The 25,548-nt window shown below is 37.4% G+C and carries 24 protein-coding genes; 23 read left to right on the top strand and 1 reads right to left on the bottom strand.

Going from position 1 to position 25,548, the window contains the following annotated elements:
- Positions 1-57 precede the first annotated feature (57 nt).
- From B155_RS0103685 to B155_RS0103795, 22 genes are all read left to right on the top strand, one after another.
- The gene (locus tag B155_RS0103685; protein ID WP_018126898.1) at positions 58-2,634 is read left to right on the top strand and encodes an ATP-dependent Clp protease ATP-binding subunit; all 2,577 of its coding nucleotides are present in this window, start codon (positions 58-60) and stop codon (positions 2,632-2,634) included.
- A gap of 243 nt (positions 2,635-2,877) precedes the next feature.
- A complete protein-coding gene (locus B155_RS0103690; RefSeq protein ID WP_018126899.1) occupies positions 2,878-3,906 on the top strand; it encodes a nucleotidyltransferase-like protein in 1,029 nt (342 codons plus the stop codon).
- A 2-nt stretch (positions 3,907-3,908) separates the two neighbouring features.
- Complete coding sequence (gene cap12 / locus B155_RS0103695; RefSeq protein WP_018126900.1) at positions 3,909-4,841, top strand: CBASS system CD-NTase-associated NAD(+) hydrolase Cap12; 933 nt, start codon at positions 3,909-3,911, stop codon at positions 4,839-4,841.
- 15 nt (positions 4,842-4,856) lie between these two features.
- The gene (locus tag B155_RS0103700; RefSeq protein ID WP_018126901.1) at positions 4,857-5,597 is read left to right on the top strand and encodes a uracil-DNA glycosylase family protein; all 741 of its coding nucleotides are present in this window, start codon (positions 4,857-4,859) and stop codon (positions 5,595-5,597) included.
- A 221-nt stretch (positions 5,598-5,818) separates the two neighbouring features.
- Positions 5,819-6,202 carry an ester cyclase gene (locus tag B155_RS0103705; RefSeq protein ID WP_169331269.1) on the top strand — a complete coding sequence of 128 codons (384 nt, stop codon included), beginning with the start codon at positions 5,819-5,821 and terminating at the stop codon, positions 6,200-6,202.
- Between the two features lies 1 nt (position 6,203).
- Positions 6,204-6,542, top strand: coding sequence for a GIY-YIG nuclease family protein (locus B155_RS0103710; protein WP_018126903.1), 339 nt, complete (start codon positions 6,204-6,206; stop codon positions 6,540-6,542).
- Positions 6,543-6,939: 397 nt separating this feature from the next.
- Positions 6,940-7,794 carry a sensor histidine kinase gene (locus B155_RS0103715; RefSeq protein WP_169331270.1) on the top strand — a complete coding sequence of 285 codons (855 nt, stop codon included), beginning with the start codon at positions 6,940-6,942 and terminating at the stop codon, positions 7,792-7,794.
- A complete protein-coding gene (locus B155_RS0103720) occupies positions 7,794-8,516 on the top strand; it encodes a LytR/AlgR family response regulator transcription factor (protein WP_026167181.1) in 723 nt (240 codons plus the stop codon). The genes B155_RS0103715 and B155_RS0103720 overlap by 1 nt, the downstream gene beginning before the upstream one ends.
- A 128-nt stretch (positions 8,517-8,644) precedes the next feature.
- Positions 8,645-10,009 (top strand): S41 family peptidase, encoded by a 1,365-nt coding sequence (locus tag B155_RS12905; RefSeq protein ID WP_018126906.1) that lies wholly within the window; start codon positions 8,645-8,647, stop codon positions 10,007-10,009.
- Between the two features lie 287 nt (positions 10,010-10,296).
- Complete coding sequence (locus B155_RS0103730; protein ID WP_018126907.1) at positions 10,297-10,761, top strand: hypothetical protein; 465 nt, start codon at positions 10,297-10,299, stop codon at positions 10,759-10,761.
- Between the two features lie 1,133 nt (positions 10,762-11,894).
- Positions 11,895-12,422, top strand: a complete 528-nt coding sequence (locus tag B155_RS0103740) for an ester cyclase (RefSeq protein ID WP_018126909.1) — start codon at positions 11,895-11,897, stop codon at positions 12,420-12,422.
- Between the two features lie 194 nt (positions 12,423-12,616).
- Positions 12,617-15,868, top strand: coding sequence for a S41 family peptidase (locus B155_RS0103745; protein WP_026167182.1), 3,252 nt, complete (start codon positions 12,617-12,619; stop codon positions 15,866-15,868).
- An 80-nt stretch (positions 15,869-15,948) separates the two neighbouring features.
- A complete protein-coding gene (locus tag B155_RS13530) occupies positions 15,949-16,701 on the top strand; it encodes a DUF6090 family protein (protein ID WP_018126911.1) in 753 nt (250 codons plus the stop codon).
- Positions 16,702-16,791: 90 nt separating this feature from the next.
- Positions 16,792-17,523, top strand: a complete 732-nt coding sequence (locus tag B155_RS12915) for a DUF6090 family protein (RefSeq protein WP_018126912.1) — start codon at positions 16,792-16,794, stop codon at positions 17,521-17,523.
- A 261-nt stretch (positions 17,524-17,784) separates the two neighbouring features.
- Positions 17,785-18,006: a hypothetical protein gene (locus B155_RS0103760; protein ID WP_018126913.1), complete on the top strand. Its 222-nt coding sequence runs from the start codon at positions 17,785-17,787 to the stop codon at positions 18,004-18,006.
- 3 nt (positions 18,007-18,009) lie between these two features.
- Positions 18,010-18,744: a TolB family protein gene (locus tag B155_RS0103765; protein ID WP_018126914.1), complete on the top strand. Its 735-nt coding sequence runs from the start codon at positions 18,010-18,012 to the stop codon at positions 18,742-18,744.
- Between the two features lie 141 nt (positions 18,745-18,885).
- Entirely contained in the window at positions 18,886-19,836 is a 951-nt protein-coding gene (locus B155_RS0103770) for an SDR family oxidoreductase (protein ID WP_018126915.1), read from the top strand.
- 9 nt (positions 19,837-19,845) lie between these two features.
- Positions 19,846-20,757 carry a helix-turn-helix domain-containing protein gene (locus tag B155_RS0103775; RefSeq protein WP_018126916.1) on the top strand — a complete coding sequence of 304 codons (912 nt, stop codon included), beginning with the start codon at positions 19,846-19,848 and terminating at the stop codon, positions 20,755-20,757.
- A gap of 3 nt (positions 20,758-20,760) precedes the next feature.
- Entirely contained in the window at positions 20,761-21,276 is a 516-nt protein-coding gene (locus tag B155_RS0103780) for a hypothetical protein (protein ID WP_018126917.1), read from the top strand.
- Between the two features lie 103 nt (positions 21,277-21,379).
- Entirely contained in the window at positions 21,380-22,102 is a 723-nt protein-coding gene (locus tag B155_RS13535) for a DUF6090 family protein (protein WP_018126918.1), read from the top strand.
- A gap of 95 nt (positions 22,103-22,197) precedes the next feature.
- Positions 22,198-22,575, top strand: a complete 378-nt coding sequence (locus tag B155_RS0103790; protein ID WP_018126919.1) for a nuclear transport factor 2 family protein — start codon at positions 22,198-22,200, stop codon at positions 22,573-22,575.
- A gap of 170 nt (positions 22,576-22,745) precedes the next feature.
- The gene (locus B155_RS0103795) at positions 22,746-23,204 is read left to right on the top strand and encodes a hypothetical protein (protein ID WP_018126920.1); all 459 of its coding nucleotides are present in this window, start codon (positions 22,746-22,748) and stop codon (positions 23,202-23,204) included.
- A 45-nt stretch (positions 23,205-23,249) separates the two neighbouring features.
- On the opposite strand, the gene B155_RS0103800 is transcribed toward B155_RS0103795, so the two are convergent.
- On the bottom strand, positions 23,250-24,236 hold the full coding sequence (locus tag B155_RS0103800; protein ID WP_018126921.1) for a hypothetical protein: 987 nt from the start codon (positions 24,234-24,236) through the stop codon (positions 23,250-23,252).
- 171 nt (positions 24,237-24,407) lie between these two features.
- On the opposite strand from B155_RS0103800, the gene B155_RS0103805 reads away from it, so the two are divergent.
- Positions 24,408-25,529, top strand: coding sequence for a glycosyltransferase (locus B155_RS0103805; RefSeq protein WP_018126922.1), 1,122 nt, complete (start codon positions 24,408-24,410; stop codon positions 25,527-25,529).
- Positions 25,530-25,548: the final 19 nt, after the last annotated feature.

The following is a 25,548-nucleotide window of genomic DNA, read 5'->3' on the forward strand; positions in this document are numbered from 1 at the left end:
TTGCAATGCACTGAACGACGAAATGAAAGCTAATTATCATAGAAAGGACTTACCATCATGGAGGGTAATTTTTCAAGTAAAGTAAGAGATGTAATCCAATTCAGTAGAGAAGAAGCGCTGCGATTAGGACACGATTACATCGGAACTGAACATTTAATACTAGGCATTGTTCGCTTAGGCGATGGTGTGGCTATCCGAATTTTAAAAAATTTAGACTGCGACCTCTTTAAGCTCAAAAAGACGATTGAAGACACAGTGCGTGGCACGGGCGGCTCGGTTACCGTAGGTAATATCCCTCTCACAAAACAAGCTGAAAAAGTTTTACGCATCACCTATTTAGAAGCCAAGCTTTATAAAAGTGATACCATTGGCACCGAACATCTCCTACTCTCTTTACTTCGAGACGACGAGAATATTGCCGCCCAGATTCTTCAACAGTTTAATGTATCGTACGACTCTGTGCGTGAAGAACTAGACTTGATTATTTCAGGTCGTACCCGCGAGGAATCCGATGATTCCTCCTCTCTATCTGCAAGTGCATCACCAAAAGGCGCCTCTGGTTCAGGATCAGGAAGCGCGAGGGAGAAGAAAATGGAAAAATCAAAAACACCTGTTTTAGATAACTTCGGTCGTGATTTAACCTCCATGGCCGAGGAAGGGAAACTAGATCCTATTATCGGAAGAGATAAAGAAATTGAACGAGTGGCTCAGGTATTGAGTCGCCGAAAGAAGAACAATCCAGTTCTTATTGGAGAGCCAGGAGTGGGTAAAACGGCTATCGCCGAAGGCCTTGCCGATCGTATTGTTCAGCGCAAGGTATCGCGAGTACTCTATGATAAGCGTGTGATCGCGCTCGATCTAGCCGCACTGGTTGCGGGTACTAAGTACCGGGGACAGTTCGAAGAACGTATGAAAGCCGTGATGACTGAGCTGGAGAAAACAGACAATGTGATTCTGTTTATTGATGAGCTTCACACCATTGTGGGTGCAGGTGGAGCCAGTGGTTCCCTAGATGCATCAAATATGTTGAAGCCGGCTCTTGCACGTGGCGATATCCAAGCCATCGGTGCTACTACACTGAACGAGTACAGGCAGTTCATCGAAAAAGACGGTGCTTTAGAGCGTCGTTTCCAGAAGATCATGGTAGATCCTACCTCGCCTGAAGAAACGGTGGAGATCCTAAAACAAATTAAACCAAAGTATGAGAAGCATCACGGAGTACGCTATACCGATGAAGCGCTTGACGCCTGTGTATCTCTTACCGACCGCTATGTAACCGATCACTTTCTACCAGATAAAGCCATTGATGCTTTAGATGAAGCCGGTGCTCGCGTTCACCTTTCTAATATCACCGTTCCAAAGCATATCATTGAATTGGAAGAGAATATTGAAAAGACCAGTGTTGAAAAGAACACCATGGTGAAGAAACAACGCTTTGAAGAAGCCGCTCGCCTGCGTGACACTGAAAAGCGTTTAATAGAAGATTTAGAAATCGCTCAAAAAGAGTGGGAAAAAGAAGCTGCTAATATCTTATTCGATGTTGAAGAAGACGATGTAGCCTCTGTAATCGCTATGATGAGCGGTGTTCCGGTGAACAAAATCAGCCAGAATGAAGGGCAGAAACTTCTGAAAATGAAGGAAAGCCTAGCCGGTAAAGTAATTGGCCAAGACGAAGCCATAGTGAAGTTAACCAAAGCCATACAACGTACTCGTGCTGGATTAAAAGATCCATCACGCCCAATTGGTTCGTTCATTTTCCTAGGACCTACAGGAGTGGGTAAAACGGAAATGGCGAAAGTGCTAGCTAAATATCTATTCGACAAAGATGACGCCCTCATCCGTGTTGATATGAGTGAGTACATGGAGAAATTCTCTGTATCTCGTTTAGTGGGAGCGCCTCCGGGGTATGTTGGATATGAAGAAGGTGGCATCTTAACTGAAAAAGTTCGTCGCAAGCCTTACAGTGTTGTACTTCTGGATGAAATCGAGAAAGCACACCCAGATGTATTCAACATTCTATTACAAGTATTAGACGACGGTATCCTCACCGACAGCCTTGGCCGTAAGGTGGATTTCCGTAATACCATCATTATTATGACCTCGAATATTGGGGCCCGTGATATCCGAAATCTTGGTAAAGGCATTGGCTTTGCAGGACCTGAAGATGGTAGCTTCGATTACGCAAAAATGAAATCGACCATTCAGGATGCGTTGAAGAAAGTATTCAATCCAGAATTCTTAAATAGAATTGACGATGTAATCACCTTCAAGCCTCTTGACAAAAAAGACATCTATCAGATTATCGATATCATTTGTGATGAGCTCTTTACACGTATCAAGAACATTGGCTTTAACATTGAGATCACTAAAGGAGCTAAGGAGTTCATAACCGATAAAGGCTATGATCCTAAATACGGAGCTCGACCTCTAAAAAGAGCCATTCAGAAGTATGTGGAAGACCCCCTTGCGGAAGAATTGCTGGAGAGTAAAAAAGAGGAAGGTTCTACGGTTAAGATCAAAATGAATAAATCCAGAGATGGGTTGAAGTTTGATTGGACCAAACCTGATCCCAAAGAAGTAAGTAGCGAGGCCTCTAAAGAAGAAGACACTTCTGAAGAAGCTAAAGAAGCTTAATCCCCCCTTTACTTAGGTAGAAACTACAAAAGCCCGGCTCATAGAGTCGGGCTTTTTTTGTGTGTGAAAATGAAAAACCTTCACACCCTTTGCTGTTTTTTACTTTGATATTGATTCAATTTTATTCACTTTAGCCCTTTCTCTATGATTTATAGAGAATGCAAAACTTAAATATGAATCTGGGATAACATGAACTCAGTTCAGCATATTCCCATGTTGATGGCAATGTAAAACAACACTCAGATGATAAATGATTACTCAAAAAGACTAGAACAGCTTCGAAGAAGAAGAACTGATGAGAGGATTGAAAAATCAATTCTTAGCGAATCCTTCAGGAAATCTGAATTAGGGGAAAGTATCAAGTATGCTTTGGAATCTATGAAGGAAATTGACCCTGATTACACAAAGAACACATATGTAGCTAGTGAGAAGGTATCTGAAAACATTAGAAAAGGACTTGAAAAAGTTCCAATCGATATAGAGTTCAGAAACCAGGGTTCAGTAGAAACTAATACTCACATAAAATTGCACAGTGATATTGACCTACTTGTAATACTAAAGACTTTCGAAACATTAGAAAGACCACAAGAACCTTCGAGTCCTTATCAAGGAGACCCACTTCAAGACCTGAAACAGTTGCGGAGTGAAACTTACCGAGTACTTGACTCAGTGTACGATACAGTTGACAATTCTAATGCTAAAGCAATAAAAGTATTTCCGACCAATCCAAAAAGAATGGTTGACGTAGTTTCTGCTAATTGGTTCAACTCAAATGAATATGCCACAAATGGGAGAAACGAGCTATATAGGGGAATCAATATTTACAACAAGGATGAACACTCAAGAAGTAGAGACTTTCCATTTCTTCATATTGAAAGAGTAAACAATAAGGAACCAATGACCAATGGGGGATTTAAAAAACTCGTCAGATTATTAAAGACGCTAAAAGTTGATGCGGATGTTAAAATTAAGCTAAACAGTTTTGAAATCACTTGTGCACTTTATGACATACGTAACGAAAAGCTAAATTTGCCTGAAGTTAATCAACTTCTGCTTCTGCCAGTTGCAAGTGAGCAACTGAATAAGCTCATAATAAATGATGCATACAGACATTCTCTAAAGTCTCCCAATGGAAAAGAAAGTGCTTTTCCAAGTGACACTAAAGTCATTGAACTAAAAAAATTAAAGAGAGAAGTTGATGACCTAATGACTGACATAAAAAGCGACCTCGAAACCAAGTATTTGTCAATTAATGAATCAATTAACTACTAAACATGAAACAAAGAATTTTTATTGGTAGCTCAAAAGAAGGTCTTGAAGTTGCAGAGTTTATAAAATCTGAATTGAATACCGAATTCGAATGTTCAATTTGGACAGACGATGTTTTTAAATACAATGACAGTTTCTTCGAAACATTGATCAGAGAAGCAAGTCTGTTTGACTACGGAATTTTAATCGCAACAAAAGACGACTTTACAAAATCACGCGATAACTCATTTGAAACACCTCGCGATAATGTGGTTTTCGAATTTGGTCTTTTCCTAGGTGCTATGGGAACAAATAGAGCCTTTTTGATTCAAGAGAAGGGCAGTAAATTACCTTCAGATTTATTGGGAATAACAATTCCCTCCTTTGAACGGGTAGCCGATTTAAATACGAGTGAAGAGTTAGATTCTTTCGTTTCAAGAATTACAGAAACCATAAATGAAAATTCAGAATTAGGCACATTAAGCCTTCTACCCTCAACCGCTTTGGCAATTGGATATTATAACAATTTTCTCAAGCCTTTATGCGAAGAGCTTTATACAAACGAAGAAATAGATATAAATGGTTCTAATTGTTCTGATTTTAAGGTAAAAATTGTTCTTCCTAAAAACCTTGATTCTGACATAAAGAAATACGCCCAAGTATACTTCAAGAAGAATTCGCTCAGTCAGACAAGCATTCAAACAAGAAGTAGAAATTATCCTGTCTTTGTTGTGAAAAGTGAACCAACTAATGGATGCGTAAATATTTATGACATACCAACCACTCTTGACGGCATAGATAAGGCGATTGAAATCCTTTTACGGAAAGGACACATTGGGAAAACTAGCCAGCAGAAACTTTTGGAAGAAAGGGAACTAAGAAATTTCGAATCAACATTATCGCATTTAATTGAAAGTGACGCATACACAAAAGAACTTATTGAAATAATAAAAGAATAAACACTGCCACCAACAATGGGTATACAAACCACGTTAACAATAACAGATGAACAAAAGTCGCTATTAATGACACTTTACCAACGACTCTTGGAAAAGAATTCTTTTAAAAACATCTGTACATTCTGTTGTCAATGGGGCAAAAACTACCCTTTTGAAGAAAAATCAGGTTTTTTATTCGTAGGTAAGGCAGTAAATGGATGGGTGACATCAGACACGGATGTTTTCGAGCTCTTTAATGATTCAAACCCTAATAGAATTTTTGCAAGAAAAGATCAGATGGAATGGGTACACAATTTATATGGAAACAAACACGGTTACAACACCCGTAAATCAGCGTTTTGGAGATTAATAAAAATGATTTCTGAAAGGTATTATCCAGACGATTGGTATTCGAATGTTGCATGGTCAAATTTGTATAAGATCGCTCCTTATAATGGAGGGAATCCGAATGTGAAACTTCAAACTTTTCAAAGGGAATACTGCATTGAAATTCTGAATAAAGAGATCGAAATATTTAATCCGAAATACGTTGTGTTTCTAACGTCCGGCTGGGAAGATCCCTTTATCAAAAAATTAAATGGATTTGATAAAATGATGGAAGTTGGAAAAACGCAATGGGGGAAATACCAAACCAAGATGATTGATATTAATGGAACTTATTTTATCGTTACACATCATCCACAAGGAAAAAAAGAACTGACTCATCGAAATGTTATTATAGATCTAATCCAAAAAACAAATGAGTACAAAAGCTAATAAAGGTTATAGTCCATTTTCCCTCGTTCCCAACGTCCACGTTGGGAACGCATGCTAGAAGCTCCTGCTTCAAACTTTTCCTATCAGCTGACAACACCTATGTAAGGCTTTGATGTTATATGTGAATTATTCATTTTAGCCCTGTAAATATTAGGGATATCAGGAACTCAACTTAAATAGACGAAGGCGAAATGAATAAAGAATCTTTCCTTAGGGAATTCATGACTGAAATTTGGAATAAGAAGGATTTTGACAAAATTGAGCAATATGTTCATCCTGAGTATACCATTCATCTCGACACAAATGATCCTTGGGAAGGTAAAACCTTATCTCATTCTGAATTCATAGAACGGTTGAATTTTTCATTCAACTCATTTCCTGATATGAATTTTGAAATTACATCCGCAATACCAGAAGAAAATCACGTTGCTATAACTTGGATTTTAACAGGTACAAATCTTGGAATGATCGGAGAATACCCGGCAACTAAAAAGTCTATTAATACCAAAGGGATAACTATTTATCATTTTAAGGACCATTTGATTAATGGACACACTCAAATTTTTGACAGAGTAACTGTTATGAAACAATTAGGGTTTATGTAATATGAGAACAAGAAAAGAGCTTAAAGAAGCTTACAAACAAGTGAAATTCCCTATGGGAGTTTTTCAAATACGAAACATTAAAAACAATAAAGTCTTGATTGACCATAGTATTGATATGGATTCAAAATGGAATAGACATAAAATGGAACTTAAGTTCGGAAACCATAGGAATCGGAGCTTCCAAAAAGATTGGAATGAGTATGGAGAAGAAAGTTTTGTGTTTAATGTTTTATCGGAATTAAAAAGTAGAGATGAAGAAAATATAAACTACAATAAGGAATTGGAAACTCTACAGGATATAGTTATCGAAGAGTTGAATATTGATAGTATCTACAAATAAAATTAGGATTTACCCTCGTTCCCAATGTCCACGTTGGGCATGTATGTTGTATAAGGCTTTGATGTTAAATGTGAATTATTCATTTTAGCCCTGTAAATAATAGGGAATAATAAACCCTGTGAGTGTTATTCTTATGTCGTTTACAATTACAAAAAGGCAATAATTCCAATAATTATTTGGTACTAACTAAACTCATTTGACCAAAAAAACGACGACAAAAATTCAGATAGATACTAAGAACATCCTTGCATTTTTCATGCATATTAGTTTTTGGTTCATCGTGTTTTTATGGCCTCTTTTATCATTGGAGGATATTTCACAAACACAATATATAATCAATAGAAATTGGTTATCAACCAGTAGCCTTTTTGTAGTTTTCTACTTCAATTATTTTGTATTGGTAGATCAGTACTTTTTTAAAAATAGAAAAGCCCGTTTTTATATCGTAAACCTCTTACTCATTATTGGAATATATTTCCTAATTCAGTACTTCTTAAAATTAATTGTTTTTAACCCTTCAATAGATGGTGTCAGACTTAGAGAGGTTAAAAGTGGAGCCTATACATCTATTCAACTTTTATTACCAATGATTTTAGGTATTGGGATGTGTATTGGTTTAAAAATGAACAATAATTGGACTAAAAATGAATTGATTTTACAACAAATAAAACAGACCCAATTAGATGCGGAAATCAAATACTTGAAATACCAAATTCAACCTCACTTCCTATTCAATACTTTAAATAATATTTATTCATTAATTGATAGTTCTCCTAATACAGCCAAAACCTCTATTCATAGTTTGAGTAAAATGATGCGTTATTTGCTACATGAATCTGCAAAAAACCATGTTCCTTTGGCAAAAGAAATTGATTTTTTGGATCGCTACATAGACTTAATGCAATTACGAACTTCCTCTAATTTAACCTTAACAAAAAATTTTCCTATGATTAATCAACCCATCCAAGTTGCTCCACTCTTATTAATCTCCTTTGTCGAAAACGCATTTAAACATGGTGTAGATACTGTGCAACCTAGTTTTATAAAGATCAACTTGGGTATACGAAAGGATACCATACACTATAGCATTATAAATTCTTCATTTCCTAAAACAGAGTATATAACAGATTCTGGAATTGGTCTTAAAAATCTTAAAAAGAGGCTAGAATTGACATATCCAAACAGATTTGAATTGACCCAAGAAGATAGTAATAATATATACACAGCTAAATTGATACTAACCGTTCAATAATAATGATTAAATGTATATTGATTGATGATGAACCGCTAGCACTTAATCTTTTAGAAGGTTATGTGAAATCTACACCTTATTTAGAATTAGTTGCAAAATGTAATAACGCTATTACAGCTTTAGAAATACTTGAAGAAAATGATATCGATTTGATTTTTTGTGATATACAAATGCCAAATTTATCAGGTATGGAGTTTTCAAAAACGATCGTAAATGATAAAGCAAAAATTATTTTTACTACTGCCTTTGAAGAGTTTGCTTTAGAAAGTTATAAGGTAAATGCCATAGATTACTTAGTAAAACCTATTAGTTATTCAGAGTTTTTTTCAGCATTAAATAAAGCAAAAAAACAAATTCGGAATACTCCAATACAAGGACATACTGCAAATTATAATGATGATTATATATTCGTAAAATCTGATTACAAATTGATTAAAATAGAATTAAAAGATTTAATGTATGTAGAAGGGTTAAAAGACTATTTAAAATTCTATACGGTCAATTCTGAAAAACCAATACTCTCCTTAAAAAGTATGAAGTCTTTAGAAGAAGAGTTGCCTAATAAATACTTTATGCGTGTGCATCGGTCTTTTATAGTGAACTTAAAAAAAGTTACAACCATTGAGCGTAATCATATCATCTTTGGCAAAAAAAACATCCCTGTTTCGGAAAAATATAAAGAGAACTTTCAGATGTTTATTGATTCTAATTTTTCAAAATAGACACAATCCCATCAAACGTATATAAAAGCCTTCCGTTTATCTATTTCTTTTTATAAAGCAATTCGTTTTCAGCAGTTTTGACATATCAAAAACTAAGTCAAAACTTTAATAACTCAAGCTTTAAGAAAATGATCAAGACTTTAATAATTGCTTTACTTTTTTTCATCTTAACACCAACAGACAATATAAATGCGCAGAACCGTAATACTGATTTACCCCCCACACTACATGATTCTGGTTTAACAGCTATACAAACCGAGATTATAATCGATTCAATTGGAAACAAATTAAGAACGAACTATATATTTCCTGAAATTGCAGAAAAAATGCTATCAAAGTTAGAAAACAACTTAAGTAAAGGGTTTTATAAGTCGATTGATGATCCAATGGAATTTGCAAATAAACTCACGCAAGATTTACAGTCTGTAAGTAACGACATTCACCTTCGTGTTATTTATGCCCCCGAAATGATTGCAGAAGAACAAAAAGTTGTAACCGCTGCAGACAGCCTCAAATTTATTAATAAGCAAATAGATAGAATGAAACGGGAAAATTTTGGTTTCAAAGAGGTAAAAATATTAGATGGTAATATAGGCTACTTGAATCTTAAAGGATTTTTTAAAGCTCAATATGCAGGGGAAACTGCTGTGGCAGCAATGAATTTTTTAAGTAACACAGATGCACTAATTATAGATCTTCGCCAAAATGGAGGGGGAACGCCGGGCATAATTCAATTGATTACTAGTTATCTTTATGGAGCAGAAAATATGGTGCATCTAAATACTATCTATTGGAAGCCGACGGATACTTACACACATACTTATACCCTACCACATGTTAGTGGAAAACGAAATCCTTTTGCTGATATATATATACTAACAAGTAGCCGCACATTTTCGGCTGCCGAAGAGTTTAGTTATAATTTAAAGCAACTAAAACGTGCCACTTTAATTGGAGAAACAACTGGTGGTGGCGCACATGCAGGTGGAATGGAGTTTCTGACAGATAGATTCGCCATGTGGATACCAGCAGGTAATGCAATTAACCCAATATCGAATACCAATTGGGAAGGTACTGGGGTTGTACCGCATATTAAAGTTAAAGCAGAACAAGCTTTAGAGATTGCTCAAATTACTGCACTTGATTCTTTATCGAAAAAAACTCAAGACCTTCAAATGAAACATTATTATGAATGGCATTTAAAAACACAAAAAGCATTACTCAATCCTATAAAAATTGAGCCAGACATTCTTAAATCTTACACTGGAAGGTATAACGAACGAGTTGTTACTTTTGAAAATGGAAAGTTATACTATCAAAGAGGTGATAGGGGAAAATATGAACTTACACCCTTAAGCGAAGATGAGTTTAAATTAAAAGGATTACCTGATTTCAGAATTCGGTTTATATTAGAAAATAACACAGTTATAGCTCTGGAAGGGTACTATGATGATGGGAGAACTGATAGAGATTTAAAGTCTCCAAAAAAATAAATGTTGCCAACAAAAAATATAACTAATGTTTGCTAATTGATAACTCCATCTGCAGCTATACATACCGTCACTCCCTTATACCCTCGTTCCCAATGTCCACGTTGGGAACACATGTTGTATAAGGCTTTGATGTTAAATGTGAATTATTCATTTTAGCCCTGTAAATATTAGGGATATCAGGAACTCCGTGAGTGTTCATCCTGTGTTGTAGCCAATTAGAAAAAGAGGATTGAACAAAATGGGTAACTCATATTATTAAGCCACTTATAAAATATACGAGAGAAAAAATGAATGTAAACGACACTTCCGAATTATTATACAATTTAATATCTCAGACGGATAAAAAATCAGAAATAAAAATTTACAACTGTTTTATCCGAACAATTTCTTCTTTAAAAAAGAGGGATTTGACTGAAAATCAATCGATACTAATACAAGAAAAACTCTCTTCATTAAATCTAAATTCGGTAAAGGAAAACAGAAAAAAATACTACCAACAAAAACTTTCTGAATTTAAGGCATTCCTGAAAAATGAGTTTTCTTTCACCTCTGAAAAACATTATACAGAATTAGGAATAATCTATGGAATGGTTTTAGGAACGGGAATTGGAGTATCTATAGGATCTGCTTTTAATCCAACTTTTGGATTAAGTATTGGGTTATCTATTGGAACAGGTGTTGGAATTGTGCTCGGAATGGTGTATGGAGCAAGAAAAGATGCTGAAGCCAAAAGACTAGGAAGAGTTCTATAAAGAATCGCAGGAATTAATAAACTGGGTACTTCAATGATTAAAGATTATGCCCTCCCTCCTTCCCAATGTCCATGTTAGGAACGCGTGTTGTATAAGGCTTGCCTTTAGTTCAAGATGAACCCAGGGCTTTGATAAACGCCCATCCAGTTCATCGTTAGTTTCTCTACAGATCCTGAATCAATTTTGCCCGCCTACCGGCTGGCAAGTTCAGGATGACTTATAATTTAAAGCTGAATTATGATTTAATTATTGTCACTTTTAGTGAGCCACAATCACTTTTTCCCTTCCCCTTTTGTGTGGACAAAAGGGGAGCAGCACCGCCCCGACAGCTGTCGGGGTCCGGGCCTTCCTTAGCCACGCCAGGCACAACATGCAATTCCAACGCCGGAGATGTTTGGAAGTTTTTTGGTTTACCCTGCTAGTGTTACTACTCACTTAACTAACATCCAAACAACCAAAACGACGTCATCCTGAACAGCAGAACGAAGTGATGCGTGATTCAGGATCTTAAGTTGGCTATGAATGTGCGATAGGGTTGTTGAATGAAGCTTTGCTTAAGATTCTTGCATTGCAAAGAGAATTCCCTTACAGATCCTGAATCAAGTTCAGGATGACCAAATAATTTTAAGTCGAGTCTTGAAATAAGCTCTGTTACATCGAAGGATCTTAAGTGAACGCACTACTCATAGCTAGTTCAGGGTTTGAGACCCTTCGCAATCGATAAAGTGGCCTTAGAAGTACTCATCGGCTCAGGGTGACAGCTTTTTTTGTAAGATCATGCCCTCCCTCGTTCCCAACGTCCACGTTGGGAACGCATGCCATCTAAGGCGTTCCTTTAGTTCAAGATGAACACGAGGCTTTGATAAACGCCCATCCAGTTCATCGTTAATTTCTTTACAGATCCTGAATCAAGTTCAGGATGACCGTGAAAATGGTTATGTGATTAGTCCTTTAAGTGCACTAGCGTAAGGCTTTGATGTTAAATGTGAATTATTCATTTTAGCCATGCCTTTTTTTGAAATGCAGGGATTTCAAATAGTAAAAAAACAGTCCGTTGTTCGACATAAAGTAGAACTGACAAATTTTAGGATGAAAAAAGAATTAGATTAACGCTTTAAATAATTAATCCACTTATGATAAAAAACTCACTAACTATGGTTCTTGTAATGCTGGTTTTGTCGGCATGCAGCAACACCAACGAACCCACTCGTACCCAAGAAGATGAAAACAAGGAAATTGTTTTGACCTTCTTAAATGCCATGTGGAACATGGAAGACTTAGATGCATTGGATCAATTACTTGATCCCACCTACATTGACTACGCACCATCTACTAACTTTAAAGGCAAAGCCTATACGCCCGAAAGCATGCGTGAGGGTCGCAAAATGTTTGCACAAATGATGCCTGACTTAAGGTTTGAAATCGATGAAGTGATAGCGGAGGGAAATGATGTGGTACTATTCGCCACTGGCAAGTTTACGCATACCAATCCCACATTTACTCGACTAGGCATGGCCGCTCCCACAAACAAAGAGATTGCCTACAAAACCGTGTTTAAGTACACCGTAGATAATGGCAAAATCGTTAAAGGCTTTGATATGCACGACATGTACAATCGCAGCATACAAATGGGTATGATCGAGCCTCCTAGTACTAATTAGGTAAATGATAGTCTCCATTGAGGCTATTACTTATATGGTTTTTACCTGATGCCATTGCAGAAAATACACAAGCCCGGCTTTAAGAGTCGGGCTTTTTTTTTGGATAAAACTCTAAGATTCAGGAGCTCAATTTTGAAATTAAAACAGTTTTATTCACTTTATCCTGCTCTTCAAAGTCAACAGATCAAAACGAAATGAAATTAAAATATAGAGTGATCCCGATTTTAGTATGTGGAATGTTAGCCGCTACTCTAGTTAGTGCTCAGCCTACAAAACTGTTACGTCAACCGTCTATTAGCGAATCCAATATCGCCTTTACTTATGGAAGTGATGTATGGGTGAGTGATCTCAACGGTGAAAATGTAAGACGGATAACCAGTACCAATGCTGTAGAACGAAATCCAATGATTTCCCCTGATGGAACTACCATAGCCTTTACATCAAACAGATCTGGTGTGAACTCGGTATATACCGTATCTATTGCCGGTGGCACCCCTAAAAGACTGACCTGGCATCCTAGTGGTGCTGTAGTTGCTGGCTGGACACCTGACGGAGATAAAGTTTTGTATGCATCCACTCGAGATTATGCTCCTAGCCCTTCTAATCGGCTGTGGACGATCCCAAAGAATGGAGGCGTGAGTGAATTAGTTAGCCCACAACGCGGAGCAGCAGGTTCTTACGCACCCGATGGATCGAGAATCGTTTTGGATGTTGTTTCCCGATGGGAATCAGAATTTAGAGGTTATAGAGGTGGTCAAAACACCCCATTGGTTATTCTTGATTTATCGGATAATTCCGAAGTACTTATTCCGAATGAGAAAACCATAGACATCCTACCCAGGTGGATAGGTGATACCATTTATTTTTTATCTGATCGCAACAAAGGGGTCGCCAATATTTGGGCTTATGATCTAGATACTAAAGAACTGTCGCAAATCACCACCTTTGATGGAGCCGATGTGAAGTGGTTCTCTGGAAATGAAAAACAATTGGTTTTTGAGCGTGAAGGGTTGCTGCATCTATATGACCTTACATCTGGGAATATTTCCACCTTAGGGATTACGATTATTGGTGATTTTCAGTGGGCCGAGACTCAATGGGAAAACATTACAAATGATGTTCAACATGTATCGCTTTCTGCCAAAGGTAAGCGGGTGATTTTTGAATCTAGGGGTGAAGTGTTCACCGTTCCAGCAGAGAAAGGTGATACAAGAAATCTTACCAATTCGGCACTAGTTGCCGATAGAAAGCCTATATGGTCGCCCAATGGGGACATTATCGCATGGTTTTCTGATGAAGGCCATAGCAATTATAAGCTGAAACGTATTTCGCAGGACGGCATGACGACCTATCCGGATATCTCTATTGGAGAATCTAAATACGCATGGGAGCCAGTATGGTCGCCAGATGGAAAATACCTAGCATTCGTTGACGATGACTTAAGAGTTCGATTGATTGACTTTTCAAACGAAACTATCAAAACCATAGGAATGGGCGGTATCAACATTGAAAGAGGGAATATGGGATTGAGTTGGGCACCCGACTCAAAATGGCTGGCTTATACACGTGCTGGTAGCAACAATTTTACCCAAGTGATGGTCTGGTCGATGGCTACCAATTCAACCAAAGCCATTACCAATGAATTTGCGAATGCCTCTTCGCCTGCTTGGGATCAAGATGGAAGGCATCTATACTTTCTTGCCAGTACAAATATAGCTTTGGGGTCAGGCTGGGCCAATACGAGTGCCATGACCTCTCGTCCAGAATATGCAGCTTACGTCATCAACCTGAGAGCTTCGGACCCATCTCCTTTTGAGCTAGAAAGCGATGAGGAAGAAGTAGAAAAAGAAAAATCTGAAGAAGCATCCACTTCTAAGAAAAAAGAAAAGCCTAGCGATACCAATAGCATGGAAGTTTCCATCGATTTTGACAACATCGACAGAAGAATCATACCTCTTCCTGTTCCCACCAGAAGCTATGCTTATCTAACTGCTGGGCCGAAAGGGTCCGTTTTCATTGCAGAACGTGTACCTAATCAGCGAGGATTAAGCATTGATAAATTCAAGCTTTCGGATAGAGAGTTACAAGAATTCTCCACAAATGTTAGTCGATTTATCATGGCTTCTGACAAAGAGAAAGTATTGATTCAATCTAATGGTAGCTGGGGCATCTCGGGTACTCAAGGAGATAAAGCCTCCTCTAAACCCGTGCGGGTTAGTCTTGAATTAAAACTCGACCGTACAGCAGAATGGAAGCAAATTTTTGAAGAAGCCTGGCGATATGAAAAAGACTATTTTTATGATCCAGACCTTCACGGCAGAGACTGGGATGAGGTATATCATCGATATGCTCCTTTAGTTGAATATGTGAAGCACAGAAGTGATTTGAATTATATCTTAGATCAGATGAATGGCGAACTTTCTGTAGGCCACAGTTTTGTGGGTGGTGGGGATTTCCCAGAAGTAGCATCAAACAAAGTAGGTCTATTAGGTGCCGATTTTATCCCGGTTAATGGACGTTGGAAAATCGGAAGAATCTATACCACGGAAAACTGGAACCCTGAACTCACCAGTCCATTAGACCAACCCGGTTTAAAAGTAGAAGAAGGAAATTTTCTGGTGGGTATCAATGGAGAAGAGCTGTCAGCTACCGACAATCTATTTGAAGCCCTTGATGGTACGCTTAACAAACAAACCATTCTACACATCAATGATAAGGCAACCTTCACAGGATCATGGAAGATCACTGTAAAACCCATCCGCAGTGAAAACAATCTACGCCAAAGAGCCTGGGTAGAAGATAACCGCAAGCTAGTTGATAGTTTGTCGGGTGGTAAACTTGCCTACGTTTGGGTGCCTAATACGTCTAGTCAAGGATTGATATCCTTTAACAGATACTTTTTTGCACAGCAGGATAAATTAGGCGCTGTAATCGATGAACGATACAATGGCGGTGGTTTACTAGATGACTATATGGTGGATTTGATGACTCGAGAGGTGCGTGCGGCCTATACAAACGAAGTTCCCGGAGCGGCTCCTAAGGTGATGCCAGCAGGAATTCTTGGTCCTAAGGTACTCCTCATCAACGAAATGGCAGGCTCAGGTGGCGACTTCTTCCCTTGGGTATTTAGGCAACAAAAAGCCGGACTTTTAATCGGTACCACCACTTGGGGAGGACTAGTCAAAAGTTCAACTCACTATCGTATGATTGATGGAGGATTTCTGACTTCTCCTGACAATGCCATTTTTGATCCCGCAAAAAATGAATGGATTGCTGAAAACAAAGGAGTTGCTCCCGACATTGAAGTACGAATGGATGCAAAGTCGATTGCAAATGGAAGAGATCCACAATTGGAAAGAGCTGTAGAGGAACTAATGAAGCAAATAAATGAAAACATGCTCAACATTAAACAACCTCCTTTTCCTACTCCAGCAAAAAACAATTAACAGGCTACGAATAAAAGATAAAGTGCGTAGAAACGCACTTTATCAAAGCCTTGGGCTTCATTCTCAAACACCGCTAACAGATGATAAAATTCTTTCGAAAAATTCGACAAAAACTACTTTCTGATAACAAGTTCAGTAAATATCTGGTTTATGCCATTGGGGAGATAGTACTGGTTGTAATTGGGATATTGATTGCACTTCAGATTAATAACTGGAATGAATCCAAGAAGGAACAATATATTTTACATGCATCACTAAACTCTGTGAAATTGAACCTTCAAGAAGATGTAGAAAACCTAAATAACCAAGTAGATTATAACCAGTCCGTTTTAGAGGCTGTTGATTTTTCATTTCGAATTATCTCATTACCTGAATATGAGGACTTGCCTTTATCGAGCTTTGCGGATAGCATATTTGATGTAGCCACAGAAAGAACTTTCTTTCCAACAACCACAACGTTTAATTCGATGGAAACAGGTTCCCATTTCCAATGGATTAATAATCAGGAATTAATACAAGCCATCTACAATTATTATGCTTTAGTCGACAAAATTTCGAGTCTTACATATGAGAATAACCAATTCGTAAAAAATCATATGGAGGCCTTTACTTATAATAGAATGGAATTCGGTTCATTTTTACCAAACTCAAATCCCTATGCAAAAACAAGGAATCCATCACTAAATAATACCAACATACTAAGAGAGAGTTCTGTTTTTGAAAATGCACTTATAGGAAGAAGATTTCGAGCTGGTGGTGAAATTTCGTTATCAAGAGAAGCAATCCTAAAGGCAAACCGACTCATAGAAATGATTGATGAATATTTGTATTGAATAAATGTGCAAGAATGTTTAACCGCATTTTAACCCGTAACTGAATGCTTTACGACATCGTTGGGCTTCATGATCAGACACCGTTAATAGATGATAAAATTCTTTAGAAAAATTCGACAAAAACTACTTTCTGATAACAAGTTCAGTAAATATCTGGTTTATGCCATTGGGGAAATTGTTCTGGTTGTGATTGGGATTTTGATTGCACTTCAGATTAATAACTGGAATGAAGCAAATAAGAACAGAGAGAAAGAAGCTTTATTACTGACCGAAATGAAAAGTAACTTAAATGAAGATCGAAAAGACTTAGAATACAACATTCATAACAATCAGCTACGCATAGAATATAATGAGGTTATAAAAACGGTTATAGAAGAAAAGATACCTTATAGTGACACATTAAAGCCCTATTTCGGAAATATTTTCGGGAATTTCCAACTTTCAGAAAACACCTCTACGTGGGAAAATTTAAAATCTGTGGGTCTAGATTTAATCTCTAATGATTCACTTCGATATAGTATTTCAAATCTTTACTCAAATAAATACGAGTATTTAGAAAACTTAGAAAAAGGATTGGACGATAGATATCAGTGGGAATACTTTTATCCACAAATTCTGAAGCATATTAATATAGAAGAATTTTGGGTTTCAGGTGTGCCACGCAATTATGAGAACTGGATACAGGATGAGGAATTTTATGAAGTTATTAAACTGAACCTTACGTGGCGTTACTATATGCAAAATCAGTATGAACTCAACCATAGACTAGTTCTTTCATTGGAAAAGCAAATCGACCGGCATTTAAAGTCATTAAATAAGTAAGTTAAGTGCTGTATTCCTACGCAGGTGATATTGTCAGGAATATTATTGGCTGAAATTTCGGGGACTAGAAACGGACAAGAACGCACTCAGTCTTTTCCAATGAAGCGGGTAAAATAAAAGGCGAGTCTAACACATCTGCTGCTGATAATAGATTTCGGAAATGGTACTATATCAAAACTGGTTCTTATTCAATCAATAGTTTATTTGAACTAGATGCGTTCCTATTAGTTAACCGTTAGGCCACATATAAAAAAGCATGCAGTGAATAAATCAGACATCATTTTCGGAATTATAATTTTTGGCTTGGTTAGTTGTAATACAGAACCCACCATCCCAGAAATTGACTACTCAACAACAGCGGTTTCAGAACCTATACCATTTGCGGCTGGCTTTATTTCTACGGAAGCCAATAGCGAATTTGAATTAGCTTTCTCGAAAGATGGTCTAAAAGTCTATTTTTCAAGACGTCCACCTTCTGGGTAGCAGATGATTTACGAAAGTGAATTTAAAAACGGCACATGGACTCCACCACAGCTCGCTAGTTTTTCTACAGATCGAGATGAAACGCCTATGATCACGCCGAATGGAAAGTTTATGTTTTTCGGTTCTGAACGTGAAATCCCAAATAAACCGAACAAAGGTAACTTTGATATGAATATATGGATGATGGAAGCTACTGAGGATGGTTGGAGCGAACCAAGTCCATTACCCGAGCCCATCAATGCGGTACAAGTTGAAGGTGAACAATGGCCTTCATCAAATAATAATTTCCTGTTCACCAACGACAACGAGAATTACTATTTCACCACAATGTTTCGCGGTGATAGCACTATAAAACTCTACCAAACTACATTCGATGGCGAATACTTTTCAGACCCTAAGGCAATAACCGGAATATGGGATAATGACGAGTATTGGGTTTACTCGGCTGTACTCTCACCCGATGGTAAATATTTAGTATTTAACTCTTATGGCGCTCCCGAGGGATCAGGCGGCGAAGATATCTTTGTTTCTAGAAAAACAGCCACGGGTTGGAGCAAAGCAAAACCCATCGGCGATTTGGTAAATACCAAAGATGAAGAAAGTAGTCCAAGATTTTCTAGAGACGGGAAGTACTTCTTTTTTAGTAGAGCCGAAAACTTAGGAGATTATGAATATGGACAGTGGAGTATTTTCTTTATTGAAACGGAGTATCTGAATTTGGATAAAGCATTTGAATAAATATTGATGCCTCAAAGCCAAAGCGTTCTTTATTTCAAAAACCAACCAAAAAGTATACGACATTCGAAAATGTGTATAAGTTGGTGAGCGGTCAACTGTCTTACCTTTATGTTATAATTTTAAACATGAATAAGAGACAAGATGGAATCAAATCAATTTGGTAAGAACGGTTGGACCCCTGATCGAATAAAAAGCTTAATAGGAAAAACTTTCGTTGTAACTGGAACAACAAGCGGAACAGGTTTTGAAGCTACTCGGATATTGTTAACCAAAGGTGCAAAAGTGGTTATGCTTAATAGAAATCCTATGAAAGCAGAAAACGCCATCAAAATTCTAAAACAAGAGCTTGGAAGCCACATTGATGTATCCGCTATTAAAATGGATTTAGCTGATCAAGCTTCAGTGAAAAAAGCAGCTGAAGAAGTTCTCGAAACAGTTTCTCAGATTGATGCCTTAATCTGCAATGCAGCCATTGCTCAGGTTCCTGAACAAAAATTAACGGTTGACGGCTGGGAAAGTCAAATGGGAACGAATTTCTTCGGGCATTTTACCCTTCAAGCTTTGCTGTTTCCTCTTATTAAAGAATCCAAAGGCCGAATTGTAACAGTGGGGAGTATGGGATATAATATGGGTATTAAAACCATCAAATTTGAGGATTTGAATTGGGATACCGATTACACCCCAAACAATGCGTATAGTCAAAGTAAACTGGCACAAATTATGACCATCTATGAATTACAAGATAGATTGCAAGAAGCTGGTAACACCGATATTAAAGCCTATGCATGCCATCCAGGATCATCTAGAACCAACTTAATTAATACCAGTGGTAGTTTTATGATGAAACTTGTCTTTAATCTGATGAAACTCTCCCCTTTAACACAATCGGCTGAAAGAGGAGCTTATCCACAATTGATGTGTGCTACAGAGCCTGACCTTGATCAAAAAGGCTTTTATGGCCCAACGGGTAAAAATAATTGGACTGGCCCTGTTGGAGCACATCACATTGAACCACATGCTAAAGATAAAGCCGTTGCTAAAAAACTGTGGGATATCTCAGAAAAAGAAACAGATATAAGATGGAACATCTAATCTCAGACTATGCAACATTTTAAAACATTATCATCATATTTAGCTTATCTGGAACTGCCTCGCCCTGAGCACCCTATGCTAAGTGTGTTTAACTCGAAAGGTGATGGCTTCTTACCATGCCCGAAAGAAAGTTCACCCCCAATTACTAATGATTGCTATTCCATAAGTTTTAAAAAGTATGTGGAGGGCGATTTAAACTACGGAAGAACAAAATATGACTTTACCAATGGCGCTTTGATATTCATTGCACCAAGACAAGTTCTACAATGGGATAGTAGTGTGGTTTTTGAGCAAAAAGGCTTTTCTATAAACTTCCACGAAGATTTTTTAAAAGGAACGCCACTAGCTCAACAAATTAAAAAGTACGGCTTCTTCTCTTATTCTGTTAATGAAGCACTTCATCTTTCGCCAAAAGAAGAAAAACAAATAGAGGCGATCGTGGAAAACATCGACATTGAATATCAGAACAACCAAGATGCTTTCAGTAAAGATATTATCATCTCACAGTTAGACACTTTGCTTAAGTATGCCAATCGTTTCTATGAACGACAGTTTTTAAACCGGAAAGAAATATCTAACGACCTTTCTGAGCAATTTAATCAGTATTTAACGGAATACTTTGAATCAGGAAAATTGGAAGAAAATGGAATACCAAGCATCGAACAGATTGCTGAGAAATTGTTGGTATCACAACGCTACTTAAGCGACACGTTGAAAAAAGAAACGGGTAAAACAACTACCGAACATCTACACTTACACTTAATTGATGTAGCAAAGAATTCGCTTTTACATCCTCATAAAAGTATATCAGAAGTGGCTTATGAGTTAGGTTTTGAGTATCCCCCCTATTTTTCGAGATTATTCAAAAAGAAAGAAGGAATAAGTCCCTCCGAGTACCGAGAAAAATACAAACTGAATTAAATTATGGACCTACTACATTTAGCTACCGATTGGGCAAAAGCCGAAGTTTTCTCCACTCGATTCTTCATCATCTTCTCCATCCTCTTTTTACTCGCTAGTTTTGGATTTTGGCAGTTAGGAAAAACGGATTTAGCTAAAGCATATATCATTCCAACTTTGGTAGCTGGCTTATTACTGATGACCATAGGACTCGGACTATTTTTCACCAATAAATCTAGAATTACCCAATTTGAAGAAGAGTTTAAGGCTGATATTTCAAGCTTTTATCAATCTGAATTGCAGCGCACAGAAAGTACATTAAAGGAGTACACTGTAGTATTTAAAGTGATTCCTCTTCTTATCATTGTGGCGGCTCTACTCATTCTGTTTATAAATACACCGACTTGGAGGGCTATCAGTATCACATCTATTGCTATGTTGATTGTTATTTTATTAATTGACGGAACAGCGTACTCGAGAATGGAAGTCTACCATGCGGAATTAAAATCCATGGATATTGAACAGGGAATCAATAAATAAAGTAAGCGCTAAAGTATACATTTAAATAGTGCATGGCAGTCTTCGGGTGCTGCAACATCGGTTTCGAGTTAGTTAGGGTATAGTTTTAACCAACCACTAAGCCATGCTTAAATTCTTTAGAAGAATCCGCAAGAAGCTACTGTCTGATAATAAACTCAGTAAGTATCTGATTTATGCTATCGGCGAAATTGTTCTGGTTGTAATTGGGATATTAATCGCGCTACAAATCAATAATTGGAATGAGAATACTAAACTTAAGGAGCTAGAAAAGGATTTACTAAAGGAGGTCCATAACAGCTTATTAAAAGACCTAATTGATGTTAATACCAACATTCGAGCTCAACAAAAAACAATAGATAGCCAAGAAATTGTAATAGATTGGATTGAAAGCGATGAGGATTTTAATGATACCCTTTCTTCACATATATCAAGGGTATATCTCAATACCTATTTTGCGGCTTATGAAGGTCCCTATGAAACTCTGAAGCAAATTGGAATGCGAAACATCCGCAACGATTCACTGCGAAATCAAATATCGAAATTATATAATATCACCTATCCATATTATTACCTCGTAGATGAATTTTATGCAAGAATGATAGAAGAGCAATTTATACCTCATTCATTTGAACATTTCAGTGAAGTAGATTGGATAAGGCCTATAAAAGTAACCAATATTTCTAAGTTGAGGGCAGACCATGAATTTATATCCCTATTCAAAACGACCCGAAACACTGCTCAAGTATTGACTTATGTGATTATGCTTCCAACAAAGGAGGAAATTGAACTCACATTGAGGATGATTGAAGAGGAATTAAAAGAATAAGCAAAGCATCGGTGCTAGTTCAATTAGTACCAACCCGATATTTTATAAAATACCTGCTCACACTACTTAATGTTATTTAGTTTAGGGATTCAATCATGACAAAAATCACATCCAGTCCGAATTGTGGAAATTCTCCAAAAATGGAGTTCATTAAACAGTTTAATATTGCCTTTGCTAATGGAGACATTGAACGGATCATCACCAGCGTTACCGATGATATCGTTTGGGATATAATAGGCGACAAAAAGATTAAGGGAAAAGAGCACTTCACTAAAGAGCTAGAAAAAATGAGGTCTTTAGAGACCGCTGAATTAATCATTGAGCAGATATTATCCCACGGTAAGGAAGGAGCGGCCAATGGCATTATTCGTATGCAGAACGGTCAACAATATGCCTTTGCCGACTTCTATACTTTTAAAGGGGCAAGTGGCACACAGATTAAAGCCATAACCTCTTATGTGTTAGAAATATAATTATATTTCAATCATTTCATTCCCCTGCGCCCCAAGATATTATCACCTTATGAATGTGTGATAGATCGGAAGCAGATCTTATGAATTCCATTAAACAAACTATTACTTTGGTGGGTTGTTAAGTTGAAATTTGATAAGGTTTCGAAAAACTAAATTCTACTTTTGTAATAATGAATAGAGACAAAAAACCACTTTATAGAAAGGTGAATACGAAAGCACGAGGTGTACGTCACGATTTTGGGGGTGATTTCAAATATTCAAGAAGAATTAAGCGAGACACTATAGAACAGGTAAAAGGATCCATGCACGGGAAAAAGAAAAGAGGGTTAGATTACACCCCCTTATTTAGATTTCTGTTATCAAAAGTAGGTTCTGATTGGAGTGATGTATATCGCGAAGCAACTTCTCGACTTGACAAAGAAGATCCAATTTTTTGGATAGTAGCGCTTACAGATGAAGAAAAAGAGGATTACGTAAGAGTCGGGGAATCCTCCTACTTTTCTGGTTTATATGTGGATGAAAACGAAAAACTTCGAAGAGTTAATCCTGATCTAGAAGCAAAAGACTTAAAGCCATTCTGTGATTGCTGTACTCATACCTTAAATGGTAAAGTTTTTGGTACTGAGTAAGGCAATCACGTTATAAGTATATAACTACGTGGCTTTTAATATCTATTAAAACTTAGCGTTTACTCTCAGGTCTTTGTCGAAGCCCGTGATACGGTAAGTAAAGCGACTTGTACGATTTAGAGTGATATCATCTAAGTTAACAAACTGCAGGGCTCCTGCTACTTCTTTGGAAGCGATCTTACGAGCCGCCACGTTTACAATACGTACTTCTCCTTCTTTAATAAGGTCACCTTCTACCGTTCCTGTGAGTGCAATAATGCTTTGATCAGATGAACTGTAGTTGGCGAATTGAACTTCACCATTTCTGAAGCTACTGCTGGCAATACGTTTACCGTCCATTACTGAATACACCGCAACTCTACCTGCTGAGAACACTGTGAGTGTGCTTCCACTGCCGTATAGATTTAAGCCTTTAACTTCTTGATCGAAGGTTATAGTCTGAATTTGATTTCCAAATCGATCAACAATCACAATTTCATCGTCAGTGCCTGCTTTGCCGGTCGCTATGGCGATAAACTCGCCCGATTCTGCTACTCGCACCGTTCTTATAATTCGGTCTGCGCTGTAATAGATATCGGTGGTCCCATCATTCTTACCAATCCCCACAACTTTAGCGCGCGAGCCATCTTTGCCACTGCTCTTCACTTTGGGGTTATACAGTACAATAGTTCGTGCCTGTGGGTCGGTTGCTAACTCCGAAATGCTTTCTCCCCCACTACTTTGGGTACTGTTCGAAATCGCCCATTCTGTTTTACCAAGCACATTGTACTTCACAAAATTAGCAATATTTTCACGCACGATAATAGATCCATTTGCTAGTCCGTAGGTCTTAAAGGAAGGATCGCTAGACGGTTTAGTATGTGCTACTGTGTTAATAAGAGAACCAGATACCTCCTTCACTTGAACTTCACCACTTTCATATACCGCAACAGGTTTTGTAGTGCTGTTTGATGAAAATGAAAGCGATACCGATTGTGCTACAAGTACGCTAGAGAACAGGAGATTGATAAGAGAAATAGTGAGAATCTTCATAAATAGTCTAATTTTTAAATACACTTAAAGAACGGGATTTTTACAGAATATTTCCTTGCTCAATCTTTCTTTTTTGAAGTAGGCCATTTCTTCATCTCCTATTATTCCTATTCAGATTCTCCTACTAATTATTCTATATTCTAGGCAAATGATAACTACACGAAATTCTTTGTGATTAGCTTTCTAAGTGTATTTCCGCCTTATAGAGGAGGTATTTCTCGTTTTAGTGATTTCTTACTTCGACATTTGAAGCAGCGCTTCCAGGTAGAGGCTGTGAATTACCAGAAGTTATATCCTGATTTCCTATTCCCTGGCACTACACAGTTTGAGCGTACCGATGAGCAGTATTCCTTAGAAGGTGTTCATGCTTACAATCCCTTTTCTTGGCGAACTACGGCTATTGAAATAGCTCAACAGAAACCCTCTACCCTGCTGATCACCTATTGGCACCCCTTTTTCATTTTTTGCTTCAACACCATTTTGAAGGTGGTGAAAAAGAATTCGCCCGATACGCAGGTCATCGTGTTAGCACACAACATAAAACCGCATGAACCTTTTGTGTTTAGTGATACGCTCATTCGAAGTTTCTTTCATAAAGCGGATCATATCATCACCTTGTCAGATCAAACAGTAGAGGAATGTGAAGAGCTTCAGATTACAACGCCTGTAAGTAAACTGTTTCACCCTATATATGAACATGAAGGCCCTATTCTTTCAAAAGTAGAGGCCAAAGAGCGATTAGGCATAGCTGAAGATGAAAAAGTAGTGCTCTTTTTTGGACTCGTGCGCGAGTACAAAGGCTTGGATATACTCATAAAAGCACTTAATAAAATAGATTTAAAAAGTGAGGGTATTCGTCCATTAATCGTAGGCGAGTTTTATGTAGACAAAGAGGAATACATCCAACTCATCGATCCTACGCAACGCGAGCAATATCTCATAATTGATCGCTTTGTAGATAACAGTGAAATCGCAGGTGTTTTTAAAGCTTCGGATGTATTAGTACTTCCTTATAAGTCGGCCAGCCAGAGTGGGGTTTTTGCCGATGCCATCAATTTTCAGGTGCCTACTATAGCTTCTAATCACCCCGGACTTACCGAGCACATCCAAAGCACTGGAAGCGGACTTATCTTTAAAAACTTGGATGAAGATGATTTATTAGTTCAGCTTAAAAGCCTTTTAGGGGATGAAGAAAAGCGAGCAGAGATCCATGATAATTTAGCTCAACTTAAGTCTGAGCTTTCATGGAGCAATTTTTTGGGGCAGTTAGAAAAAATTATGAAAGATAGATGAGAAAAAGCTTGCCATAAAA

It is taken from the genome of Balneola vulgaris DSM 17893 (assembly GCF_000375465.1).
In the GTDB taxonomy this organism is placed as follows: Bacteria; Bacteroidota; Rhodothermia; order Balneolales; family Balneolaceae; genus Balneola; species Balneola vulgaris.

What these genes read in the sequence shown, in the direction of transcription:
- B155_RS0103685 (WP_018126898.1), top strand. Translation starts at nt 58, where the DNA reads ATGGAGGGTAATTTTTCAAGTAAAGTAAGAGATGTAATCCAATTCAGT.
- B155_RS0103690 (WP_018126899.1), top strand. Translation starts at nt 2,878, where the DNA reads ATGATAAATGATTACTCAAAAAGACTAGAACAGCTTCGAAGAAGAAGA.
- cap12 (WP_018126900.1), top strand. Translation starts at nt 3,909, where the DNA reads ATGAAACAAAGAATTTTTATTGGTAGCTCAAAAGAAGGTCTTGAAGTT.
- B155_RS0103700 (WP_018126901.1), top strand. Translation starts at nt 4,857, where the DNA reads ATGGGTATACAAACCACGTTAACAATAACAGATGAACAAAAGTCGCTA.
- B155_RS0103705 (WP_169331269.1), top strand. Translation starts at nt 5,819, where the DNA reads ATGACTGAAATTTGGAATAAGAAGGATTTTGACAAAATTGAGCAATAT.
- B155_RS0103710 (WP_018126903.1), top strand. Translation starts at nt 6,204, where the DNA reads ATGAGAACAAGAAAAGAGCTTAAAGAAGCTTACAAACAAGTGAAATTC.
- B155_RS12905 (WP_018126906.1), top strand. Translation starts at nt 8,645, where the DNA reads ATGATCAAGACTTTAATAATTGCTTTACTTTTTTTCATCTTAACACCA.
- B155_RS0103730 (WP_018126907.1), top strand. Translation starts at nt 10,297, where the DNA reads ATGAATGTAAACGACACTTCCGAATTATTATACAATTTAATATCTCAG.
- B155_RS0103740 (WP_018126909.1), top strand. Translation starts at nt 11,895, where the DNA reads ATGATAAAAAACTCACTAACTATGGTTCTTGTAATGCTGGTTTTGTCG.
- B155_RS0103745 (WP_026167182.1), top strand. Translation starts at nt 12,617, where the DNA reads ATGAAATTAAAATATAGAGTGATCCCGATTTTAGTATGTGGAATGTTA.
- B155_RS13530 (WP_018126911.1), top strand. Translation starts at nt 15,949, where the DNA reads ATGATAAAATTCTTTCGAAAAATTCGACAAAAACTACTTTCTGATAAC.
- B155_RS12915 (WP_018126912.1), top strand. Translation starts at nt 16,792, where the DNA reads ATGATAAAATTCTTTAGAAAAATTCGACAAAAACTACTTTCTGATAAC.
- B155_RS0103765 (WP_018126914.1), top strand. Translation starts at nt 18,010, where the DNA reads ATGATTTACGAAAGTGAATTTAAAAACGGCACATGGACTCCACCACAG.
- B155_RS0103770 (WP_018126915.1), top strand. Translation starts at nt 18,886, where the DNA reads ATGGAATCAAATCAATTTGGTAAGAACGGTTGGACCCCTGATCGAATA.
- B155_RS0103775 (WP_018126916.1), top strand. Translation starts at nt 19,846, where the DNA reads ATGCAACATTTTAAAACATTATCATCATATTTAGCTTATCTGGAACTG.
- B155_RS0103780 (WP_018126917.1), top strand. Translation starts at nt 20,761, where the DNA reads ATGGACCTACTACATTTAGCTACCGATTGGGCAAAAGCCGAAGTTTTC.
- B155_RS13535 (WP_018126918.1), top strand. Translation starts at nt 21,380, where the DNA reads ATGCTTAAATTCTTTAGAAGAATCCGCAAGAAGCTACTGTCTGATAAT.
- B155_RS0103790 (WP_018126919.1), top strand. Translation starts at nt 22,198, where the DNA reads ATGACAAAAATCACATCCAGTCCGAATTGTGGAAATTCTCCAAAAATG.
- B155_RS0103795 (WP_018126920.1), top strand. Translation starts at nt 22,746, where the DNA reads ATGAATAGAGACAAAAAACCACTTTATAGAAAGGTGAATACGAAAGCA.
- B155_RS0103800 (WP_018126921.1), bottom strand. Translation starts at nt 24,236, where the DNA reads ATGAAGATTCTCACTATTTCTCTTATCAATCTCCTGTTCTCTAGCGTA.